The sequence below is a fragment of the Halochromatium sp. genome, from assembly GCF_054919635.1.
Map to the genome: position 1 here is coordinate 1 of NZ_JBUDPI010000201.1, position 6,889 is coordinate 6,889.

The following is a 6,889-nucleotide window of genomic DNA, read 5'->3' on the forward strand; positions in this document are numbered from 1 at the left end:
GGGAATGGTCAACAGCAGCTGCATCAGCGGGTCTTCGCGCGCGAAGGTCGTCAACTCCGCGTTCAACGCTTCAATGCGCGCATCCAGGCGTTTGAGATCCGCATACAGATCGTGGAGCAGCGCCCGCAGACGATCCGGCAGCCCGTTGTCGCCGTCTTCGAGCACCTCGGGCAAGCCCGCACGCAGCCGGCTGAGGCGTTGCGGCAGGACGATGCCGAACTCCAACAGCATGGCGCGAATGCGATTGCCCAGCGCCGTGCGCTCGCCGATCCAGCCGCTGCGTTGGCGGTGCAGCAGCTGCAGGGTCTGGCGCTCCTCGGGCTCGATCGCCACCGCGCGCTCGCGCACCGTCGGGCGGCTCGCCGCCTCGGCGATGGCCTCGGCGTCAACCGTGTCGTTCTTCTGCGATTTTAGATAGGCCCATCGAGTAGCTCGGATTCTGGGACCAGGACCTCGATCCACAGGCGCTGCTCAGGACCGAGCGGAAAGGGCTTGCGAGCGCCCCAACAGGCCTTGCCCTCGCTGCGGAAGCGGATGAGCTGGGTCGCCTCATCGGCACGGGAGAAAGCCGTCTCGGCGTCGCTCAGCGGTGGCCAGGCGTGATCGCTGGCGCTGCCAGCGGAGCGGTCCTGGGGCAGGCGCTGCTCCCGGGCGTCGAGCTTGCTGAGGCGCGGATCAGGGGGAAGACCGATCAGCTGTGCCTGGTCGTCGAGGACGATGACGCCGCCGCGCTCGGACAGGGCTAGATCGCGGGTGAAGCGCGTGATGTCGAGGAGCAATACGTCGAGTGCGACCACCTGCCGCTCGCCGCCCGGCCCGCGGCTGGCAATCGATGCGGTGATGCCTGACTCCCCGGTGGTCATGAGCTCATAGGGACCAGTCCAGTGCACCTGGGGGTTGCCCTGGGCACCCTCAGCCTTGATCGCGCCCGAGAACCATGGACGCTGACGTGGATCGATATCGGTTGGTTTGACGCTGACGGTTGCTGGCGCCGCTGGGTCACCTTGCCAGGCGAGCCAGCGGGCCTCGCCTGGCTGTGCGGGATCGGTCTGGCGCAGTCGCCAGCCCTGGTGGGTCTGCAACAGCATCAGCTCATGACCCTGCTCATCGGCGAGCAGGAAGGACGAGACCTGTGGCTCGTTGGCGAGCAAGGGCTGCATCAAACGGCGCAGCTGGTCAACCTCATCGAAGCCGAGCAGCCCCGACCGCGCCCAGTCGCGGGTCGCGCCGAGCAGCCGGTCGATGGAGGCGAAGTAGAGCTCGAGCTCGTCGCTGGTCTGCTTAATGCTTTGACGGGTGAGGGAGCGGGCCATGTCCTCGGCCGCCATGCGGGTGGCGAACATGGCGGTCGCCGTGACCACAAGACCCAGTGGCAGCAAGACGGCGAGCAGGTTTCGCAGCAAACGCCGCTGCAGGGGAACAGTCCGCATCGAGACGAGCGCTTGGGTCATTTTGGACGATAGCGGTCTATCTGCTCCTGAAGCGAACATCGAGGTTGATACTTGGGTGCGGCCTATTCGATCGCCATTGACGACCTGAGGAGCGGCCGACGCCGGTCTGAGCCTACCAGCCCTGACTGCTAAGGTAACCTCTATGGCACCGACCCGACGACCCCCGACGCGAGTCCCGCTCAGCGATTGGCCGAGACGGGCGCTCGATTGGCTCTGCGCTGGACGCTCGGACTATCGCGCCTTTCAGGAGCGCAAGCGGACGCGCATTTACCGGCGCAATCGGACGTCCTGTCTCTATGCCTGGGCGGCGGCTGCGGCGCTGCTTCTGGTGTGCGGTGGTGTCAGTTGCCTGGTCACGATTGGGTTGGTGACGACGCTGATCTGCTTCCTGCTGCTGGACCCAGAGTAGTGCGGGCGCCGATCCCTCGAGCCGCGGCGCTATCGCCCTGAACCAGGCGCCCTGAACCAGGCGCCCTGAACCTGGCGCCCTGAACCTGGCGCCCTGAACCTGGCGCTCTGAACCTGGGCGATGCCGACTGTCTAACCCTGGGTCGTTGAGGGATTAGCGCTGACCGCATAGGTAGGCGACGGGGTGAGCGACTGGCTCGGTGGTCTTGGTTTCGCACCGGTTTGGTGCGATAACTTGACGCAAGGGCACCTGAAGCTGGCATCATCGGCTGCGGAGCCTCGCTGTCACCGCGCGACATTGACGCGTGGCGCAGAGATTGCAGAGGCTGTAAGAGGCGGTAATGGTTTGCCAACGGCAGCTCCGCGGTCGGGTCTGGTGTGCTGCGAGATGTCAGTCCTGCGCCGGCGGCAAACCGGCTAGCTCGATCCCCGATTGACCAACCGTTGCAGCCCTTTGGGCTGTGAGCGCGTGAGCAAAGAGGAGCTTGCATAACAGGCTTTGGGCGTTCATCTCTGACCAAGTCCCAAGTCCCAAGGCCGAACGAACAGACTAACGGGCGCGTCAGCGCAGTGGCTCAGCAAGCCGCGCGTTCAGGCAGCGCCTCCCGATCGTGACTTCCGAGCGAGGTATCCTGAATGTCGATCTTTGAGCGCTACCAGGCCAGATATGAGTCTTCCCGCGAGGAAGACATGAGCCTTCAAGAGTATCTGGAGCTGTGCAAAAGCGACCCGATGGCCTATGCGGGGTCTGCTGAGCGCCTGTTGGCGGCGATCGGCGAGCCCGAGCTGATCGATACCCATAACGATCCGCGACTGAGCCGAATCTTCCAGAACAAGGTCATCAAACGCTATCCGGCCTTTTCGGACTTCTACGGGATGGAGGAGGCGATCGAGCACCTCGTCTCCTACCTCAAGCACGCGGCGCAGGGGCTCGAGGAGAAGAAGCAGATCCTCTACCTCCTCGGCCCTGTCGGGGGTGGCAAGTCATCGCTGGCCGAGAAGCTCAAGGAGCTGATGCAGCAGATCCCCTTCTACGCGATCAAAGGCTCGCCGGTGTTCGAATCGCCGCTCGGGCTATTCTCGCCCGAGGAGGACGGCAAGATCCTGGACGAGGACTACGGCATCCCGGCGCGCTGCCTGCGCAACATCATGTCGCCTTGGGCGGTGAAGCGGCTGCAGGAGTACAACGGCGATATCACCAAGTTCCGCGTCGTCAAGCTCTATCCGTCGATCCTCGAGCAGGTTGCGGTCGCCAAGACCGAGCCGGGCGACGAGAACAACCAAGACATCTCGGCACTGGTCGGCAAGGTCGATATCCGCCAGCTCGAGCACTATGCGCAGAACGATGCCGATGCCTATAGCTACTCGGGCGCGCTCTGTCGGGCCAATCAGGGCCTGATGGAATTCGTCGAGATGTTCAAGGCGCCGATCAAGGTGCTGCATCCATTGCTCACCGCGACCCAGGAAGGTAATTACAACGCCACCGAAGGCCTGTCGGCGCTCCCGTTCCAGGGCATCATCCTGGCGCATAGTAACGAGTCGGAGTGGCAGTCGTTCCGCAACAACAAGAACAACGAGGCCTTCCTCGATCGCGTCTTCATCGTCAAGGTGCCGTATTGCCTGCGCGTGACCGAGGAGAAGCAGATCTACGACAAGCTGCTGCGTCACAGCTCGCTGAACCAGGCGCCTTGCGCACCGGGCACGCTCGAGATGATGGCCCAGTTCTCGGTGTTGACGCGGCTGAAGGAGCCGGAGAACTCGAGCATCTTTTCGAAGATGCGCGTCTACGATGGCGAGAACCTCAAGGACACCGATCCGAAGGCCAAGTCGGTCCAGGAGTACCGCGATTACGCGGGGGTTGATGAGGGCATGTCCGGGATCTCGACGCGCTTCGCGTTCAAGATCCTGTCGCAGGTGTTCAATTTCGATCACACGGAGGTTGCTGCCAACCCGGTGCATCTCCTTTACGTGCTCGAGAAGCAGATCGTGCGCGAGCATCTGCCGCAAGAGGTCCAGGACCGCTACTTCGGGTTCCTCAAGCAGTACCTGGCGCCGCGCTATGCCGAGTTTATCGGCAAGGAGCTGCAGACCGCCTACCTCGAGTCCTATGCCGAGTACGGGCAGAACATCTTCGACCGTTATGTGACCTATGCCGACTACTGGATTCAGGATCAGGAGTACCGTGACCCGGATACCGGTGAGATGATGGACCGTGGCTCGCTGAATGAGGAGCTGGAGAAGATCGAAAAGCCGGCCGGCATCTCGAATCCGAAGGACTTCCGCAACGAGATCGTCAACTTTGTGCTGCGGGCGCGGGCCAACAACAATGGTGCCAACCCGCGTTGGACCAGCTACGAGAAGCTGCGGGTGGTGATCGAGAAGAAGATGTTCTCGAACACCGAGGAGCTGCTGCCGGTGATCTCGTTCAACACTAAGGCGTCGAGCGACGAAAAGAAGAAGCACGAGCAGTTCGTCGACCGGATGGTCGAGAAGGGGTATACACCCAAGCAGGTGCGTCTCCTCTCCGAATGGTATCTGCGCGTGCGCAAGTCGCAGTAGGTCAAGGTGTCCGCCGGCGCGCAGACCAAGCGCGCCAACGGCGGACGAGCAACCGGAATCAAATGCCTGTCTATGTCTCATTTCATCGACCGCCGGCTCAATAGCAAGAACAAGAGCACTGTCAATCGGCAGCGGTTCTTGCGGCGTTACAAGACACAGCTCAAGCGGGCTGCGTCCGAGGCCGTGAATCGCCGGAGCATCACCGACATCGATGGTGGTGAGCAGGTGGGTATCCCATCCAAGGACATCTCGGAGCCGCAGTTCCATCACGGCTCCGGTGGTCAGCGCGATATGGTCCACCCTGGCAACAAGGAGTTCGAGGCCGGGGATCGGGTGCAGCGCCCAGAGGGTGGTCAAGGTCAGGGTGCCGGGCAAGGGCGCGCCGGTCGGGGCGGGGCCGGCGAGGACGATTTCGTCTTCGAGCTCTCGCGCGAGGAATTCCTCGATCTGCTGTTCGATGATCTCGAGCTCCCCAATCTTGTCCGCAATCAGCTTGTCGGCACCACCGAGTTCAAGACGGTGCGCGCTGGCTATGCGACCGAGGGGGCGCCGACCAACATCGATGTCGTGCGCTCGTTGCGCGGTGCCATCGCTCGCCGCACGGCCTTGGGTGCGCCTTATCGCGGTCGGATTCGCGAGCTGGAGGAAGAGCTGGCCAGGCTCTTGGCGTCCGGCGTCGAGGAGACCGACGCCCAGATCACGGCCCTGCGCGAGGAGATCGATCGGCTCAAGACCCGAATCGCGGCCTTGCCTTTCATCGACACCTTCGATCTGCGCTATCAGTCGTTCACCAAGCAGCCGGAGCCGACCAGCAAGGCGGTGATGCTCTGCATCATGGATGTGTCAGGCTCGATGGATCAGGTGCGCAAGAATCTCGCTAAGCGCTTCTTCATCCTGCTCTACCTGTTCCTGCAGCGAAACTACGACAAGATCGACGTCGTCTTTATCCGCCATCACACCATTGCTCAAGAGGTCGACGAGCAGGAGTTCTTCTACTCCCGCGAGACCGGCGGGACCGTGGTCTCGAGTGCGCTGCAGCTCGCCTATGAGGTGATTCGCGACCGCTACGACTCGGAGACCTGGAACATCTATGCCGCTCAGGCCTCGGACGGCGATAATTGGGACTCTGATTCGAGCATCTGTCGGGACCTCCTGGTTCAGAATCTGATGCCGCTGATTCGCTATTACGCCTATGTCGAGATCACCCCGCGGCAGCACCAAAGCCTTTGGTATGCCTATCAGGATGTGAAGGCGATGTTCTCACACTTTGCAATGGAAGAGATCAACGGCGCCGACGACATCTTCCCGGTCTTCCGCGAGCTCTTTAAACGCCAAGAGGCTTAGTCTTAGATCGTTATGGCAAGCAACCAGATCATCTCTGAAGGCTCAGAGTGGACCTTTCCACTGCTGAAGCGCTTTGACAAAGAGATCGCCCGGGTCGCCCACGAGGAATTCGGGCTCGACACCTATGCCAACCAGGTCGAAGTGATCTCCTCGGAGCAGATGATCGATGCCTATTCCTCAGTTGGGCTGCCGATCAACTACCATCACTGGTCTTACGGCAAACAGTTTGTTGCGACCGAGCAGACCTATCGGCGCGGCCAGATGGGGCTGGCCTATGAGATCGTGATCAATTCTGATCCCTGCATCGCCTATCTCATGGAAGAGAATACATTGCCGATGCAGGCGTTAGTCATTGCCCATGCCTGCTACGGGCACAATAGCTTCTTTAAGGGCAACTATCTCTTCCAAACCTGGACCAGTGCCGATGCGATCATCGACTACCTGGTCTTCGCGCGAAACTATATCGCTGAGTGCGAAGAGCGCTACGGAACCGAGGAGGTCGAGCTGCTGCTCGACTCCTGCCATGCGCTGATGAACTACGGAGTCGATCGCTACCGGCGGCCATCGCCCTTGTCGATGTCGGAAGAGAAGCGTCGTCAGGCCGAGCGTGAGGCCTATCTGCAATCGCAGGTCAATGACCTCTGGCGGACCTTGCCCGTGACAGATAAGGAAGAGGGGCGTCTGGATGAGCGGCGCTATCCGGCGGAGCCGCAGGAGAACCTGCTCTACTTCATCGAGAAGAATGCGCCGCTGCTCGAGCCTTGGCAGCGTGAGATCGTTCGCATCGTGCGCAAGGTTGCGCAGTACTTTTACCCACAGCGCCAGACCCAGGTGATGAACGAGGGCTGGGCGACGTTCTGGCATTACACGCTACTGAATCGCCTCTATGACCAGGGGTTCGTCGGGGATGGCTTCATGATCGAGGTGTTGCAGTCGCACACCAACGTCGTCTATCAGCCCCCCTTCGACTCGCCTTACTACAGCGGTATCAACCCCTATGCCTTGGGTTTTGCGATGATGCGCGACATTCGACGCATCTGTGAGGAGCCCACCGACGAGGATCGCTACTGGTTCCCGGATATGGCCGGGCAAGACTGGCTCCAGGTGCTCGACTTTGCGATGCGCAA

The 6,889-nt window shown here is 61.4% G+C and carries 6 protein-coding genes; 4 read left to right on the top strand and 2 right to left on the bottom strand.

All coding sequences use genetic code 11. The features are described from left to right. Both ACY693_RS12335 and ACY693_RS12340 read right to left on the bottom strand, forming a co-directional pair. Positions 1-462: IS110 family transposase (locus ACY693_RS12335; protein WP_462322125.1), on the bottom strand; the 462-nt coding region annotated here is incomplete at its 3' end. Further along, positions 411-1,430, bottom strand: a complete 1,020-nt coding sequence (locus tag ACY693_RS12340) for a cache domain-containing protein (protein ID WP_462322126.1) — start codon at positions 1,428-1,430, stop codon at positions 411-413. The genes ACY693_RS12340 and ACY693_RS12335, both read right to left, overlap by 52 nt. Before the next feature lie 163 nt (positions 1,431-1,593). On the opposite strand from ACY693_RS12340, the gene ACY693_RS12345 reads away from it, so the two are divergent. The 4 genes from ACY693_RS12345 to ACY693_RS12360 form a co-directional block, all read left to right on the top strand. Continuing rightward, positions 1,594-1,860: a hypothetical protein gene (locus tag ACY693_RS12345; RefSeq protein WP_462322127.1), complete on the top strand. Its 267-nt coding sequence runs from the start codon at positions 1,594-1,596 to the stop codon at positions 1,858-1,860. 635 nt (positions 1,861-2,495) lie between these two features. After that, positions 2,496-4,418, top strand: a complete 1,923-nt coding sequence (locus ACY693_RS12350) for a PrkA family serine protein kinase (RefSeq protein WP_462322128.1) — start codon at positions 2,496-2,498, stop codon at positions 4,416-4,418. A 72-nt stretch (positions 4,419-4,490) separates the two neighbouring features. After that, positions 4,491-5,762, top strand: coding sequence for a YeaH/YhbH family protein (locus tag ACY693_RS12355; RefSeq protein ID WP_462322129.1), 1,272 nt, complete (start codon positions 4,491-4,493; stop codon positions 5,760-5,762). Between the two features lie 12 nt (positions 5,763-5,774). Further along, a partial coding sequence (locus ACY693_RS12360) for a SpoVR family protein (RefSeq protein WP_462322130.1) occupies positions 5,775-6,889 on the top strand: 1,115 nt, incomplete at its 3' end.

Bases quoted from the DNA above. Each gene is read 5' to 3' on its own strand.
- ACY693_RS12340 (WP_462322126.1), bottom strand. From the start codon at position 1,430: ATGCGGACTGTTCCCCTGCAGCGGCGTTTGCTGCGAAACCTGCTCGCC.
- ACY693_RS12345 (WP_462322127.1), top strand. From the start codon at position 1,594: ATGGCACCGACCCGACGACCCCCGACGCGAGTCCCGCTCAGCGATTGG.
- ACY693_RS12350 (WP_462322128.1), top strand. From the start codon at position 2,496: ATGTCGATCTTTGAGCGCTACCAGGCCAGATATGAGTCTTCCCGCGAG.
- ACY693_RS12355 (WP_462322129.1), top strand. From the start codon at position 4,491: ATGTCTCATTTCATCGACCGCCGGCTCAATAGCAAGAACAAGAGCACT.